Annotated in this window: 1 pseudogene; it reads left to right on the forward strand. The window is 62.6% G+C overall.

From position 1 onward, the window contains the following. A pseudogene (locus NW835_RS08960) lies at positions 1 to 3038 on the forward strand (type II secretion system protein); the annotation flags it as partial.

The following is a 3038-nucleotide window of genomic DNA, read 5'->3' on the forward strand; positions in this document are numbered from 1 at the left end:
CCCTTCCCTGCCGGCGATCAGACCGACCAACTGGGCATCAACTTCTTCACCGGCCAGGGCACCAACGTCTGGGAATATGACCCTGGGCCGATGCAAGAGCGGCTGCGGCCTGGGACGCCCCTGTGGACGGCGCTGACCAACCTGGCCAATTTTGCTGGCGACCCCGACGGGGCCTATCCGCCCAGGCAGGAGGCGGGCCGCATCCACCCAGATCCGTTCATCACTGCCTTTGGCAACTTCTCCGAGCTGCGGCGAATCATCAACAACCCGAACAACCTTAGCTTGGCGGATCAAACCACGCTGCAGACGGCGGGCTGCATGCTGGGCATGCTGGCCGACAACATTCTGCGGATTGAGGCGGCTGCCAACGCCGGGGATCCAGCAGCTCAGATCCTTCGGGATGACATTCAAGCCAGCCGTAGGGGTGATCTGAATGCCTCTAACCGCTTCTACCTGCCGCTGCGCTACATCTTCCCCACCAGCGACTTTGGCCAGGCGGATCCCATAGAGAGCGAGCGGCGAGGCGCCTACTCCTGGCTGCCGGATGTGACCTACCGGGCAGTAACCGACCTCGAGCAAGTGGCTCTTCGGCCTCGCTCCACCATCAACGACTGGCGTTTGCCCCATGCCACTGCCACTTGCCCCAGCAGCACCCTACTCGGTGGCAACCATCCCAACAGCAACCAGATGGAGCTGATCCGAGTCGGCGACCAGTGCCATCGCGTGCCCTTCAAAGATTCGGTGTTTTACGATGGCCGCGAGGCAATGGCAGTGCGGGCCCTCAACATCGACCTGGCCCTTTTGACCAACAACGTCAACGGTCAGGCCAACGGCTTGATTAACGGGGATACTTGGCTGCCTGCCGGCGTGCAAGAAGGCCGCGAGGGGGGTATTTTCTACGCCTTCCGGGAAGATGCGGTGCGGGAGGATGCCATTGCCCGCCCGCCTTTGACCAACTTCGCCGCCTATCAAACTGCCTGGCAAGCGGCAAACGCCCGTGGCACCCTTCCCTTCATCATGAATGCCGGTCAGCCCGGTCGCAACCAACCGGTCGGCGATCCACCCGTCTCCAACGAGGGGCTTAGCCCCAAGCCGGTGGACTACTACCCCGATCCGGATCGGCGGCCCTATGGCTTCCGGCTGCGCAATGGGGCGGTGCTGGCCCGCGGCGGGTTTAACCTCGATGAAGCTGTCTTTGGCCTCTCCTTTATTTCCGACAACCCCGTCTACATCCAAGGGGACTTTAACCTGCACCAGACGAGGGGAGGCGATCGGCTGGAAGAGGTCAAGACTCTCCTCAACTTCGGATCAGACGGCCTTTACAGCAACTTCTACGGGCGACTCCGGAGGGATGAAGACCGGCGCTTTGCCCGGGCAGCGGAAGATCTCTGGCGGCCCAGCGAGATCATAGGCGACTCGATCAATATCCTCTCCGCCGATTTCTGCGATGGCAGCATTGACGATGGCTTTGTCCAGGATGGCACCCTCAACGGCGGCGGCAGCAGCTTTGTGGCCAACCGCGACTACCAAAATGGACGAGCTTCTTCCCCTCGCCGCAACGACTACTACGGCTGCAGCGGGCCAAACCTCGGGGCCAACACCTCCTTCCTCAACCAGGCGCTGGTGATCCGGGGCATCAACTGGCCGGCTCCGGATCCGAATAACGCTGGCGCCGGTGTCCTGCGCTTCGACAACACCGGCGGGGCCCAGAACCTGGGCGACAACACCAACCAGCCCGGCTGGCCGGACGTGTTTGCCCGCGACACCCTCTTTGAGCGCCGCAACAGCACCGATCCCAACTCCAATGAAGCCGACTGGACAGTAGGTCGGGGCGTGCCGGCGGAGCGGCAGTTGCGGGCGCCAGATAGGGACTATGCCAACTTCGGCGTGCGCATCTCGGCCCTGGGCAACCCGGTGCTGGATACCTCCCGCTGGGTGATGGTGGCTCCCATCGGGCCCTGCCCGAACCCTGGCGGCGCTGGCCTGCTGGCCGAGTACTACAACGGCTGGATCACCAGCCCGCAGAGCCAGTACAACCGCAACACGGAGTTTCCCAGAACTAACGATGTAAACTCTTTGCTCTTAACTGCTCCAGATAACCTGCGCTACCTGAGGGCGGTGCGCTGGCCGGATCCGGTGTTCCCGGCCCAGGGGGTGCCGGATGCCATCGGTCAATACAACAACGGCTACACCAGCAGTGCGCCGCGTTGTCCAACGACCAATTTGGACAGCGCCACCAACGACCAGCGCTGGGCCTGCGTGCGCGACGCTATCGATAATCCAGCTAACCTAGCACCTTTTGCCCGCAGCGGCAGCGGTTTTCCCTGGTGGGGTGGCTTCCAGTACCAGTTCGGCAGCAGCACGTCCCGGGATTCAAGGTCTCCCTTCAAGCGGCTGTTGTACAACAATTCCACTTGCAATGGCTCTTTGTCTGACATCCTGCAGCCCCTTTGCCGCCTGTCGGTGCCGATTCTCGCGCCGCCGAATCGTTGGGATGATCTTCTTCGGGAGCCTCGGCCACCTTTCATCCCGCCTGATCCTAGTCCGGATCGCCGGGATCGCGGCGACTGGTTCTGGATGCCCAGTTGCGGAGAGCCAGACGGCAATAACGGCCTGCCGAATGCGCCCATCGATGCGGATGACATCGGCTATTCCTATGTGCCTGTCGGCAGCCCTCGCATTGGATACGACCTCACTAGGCTGCTCCCCAACGGACAGGGAACTAGCGAGCTCCGATTCAACCCCAACCAGTTCAACTTCCTACGCTCCTGCTGGCGGCGCAGAACCGGTGGATCCGGCAGTGGCAACAACAACGGCAACGATTTCTTCGTCGTCCGCTGGGTAGGGGAGCTCTATCCCCGCTGGCCGGGCCTGCAGAGCTACCGCATCCTCGATGGTGATGATGGCGTGCGGCTGATCATCCGGCGCAACCCCAACTACAACCCTTCCAACCCCGCGGAGCCACCCACCTTCATCAACCGCGGCGTTTGGAACGGCACTCCCCTCAGCGGCCTAGGGCCGGACGCGGCAGGTGCCGA

The sequence above is a fragment of the Synechococcus sp. OH2 genome (genome assembly GCF_047462155.1).
Classification (GTDB): domain Bacteria; phylum Cyanobacteriota; class Cyanobacteriia; order Thermostichales; family Thermostichaceae; genus Thermostichus.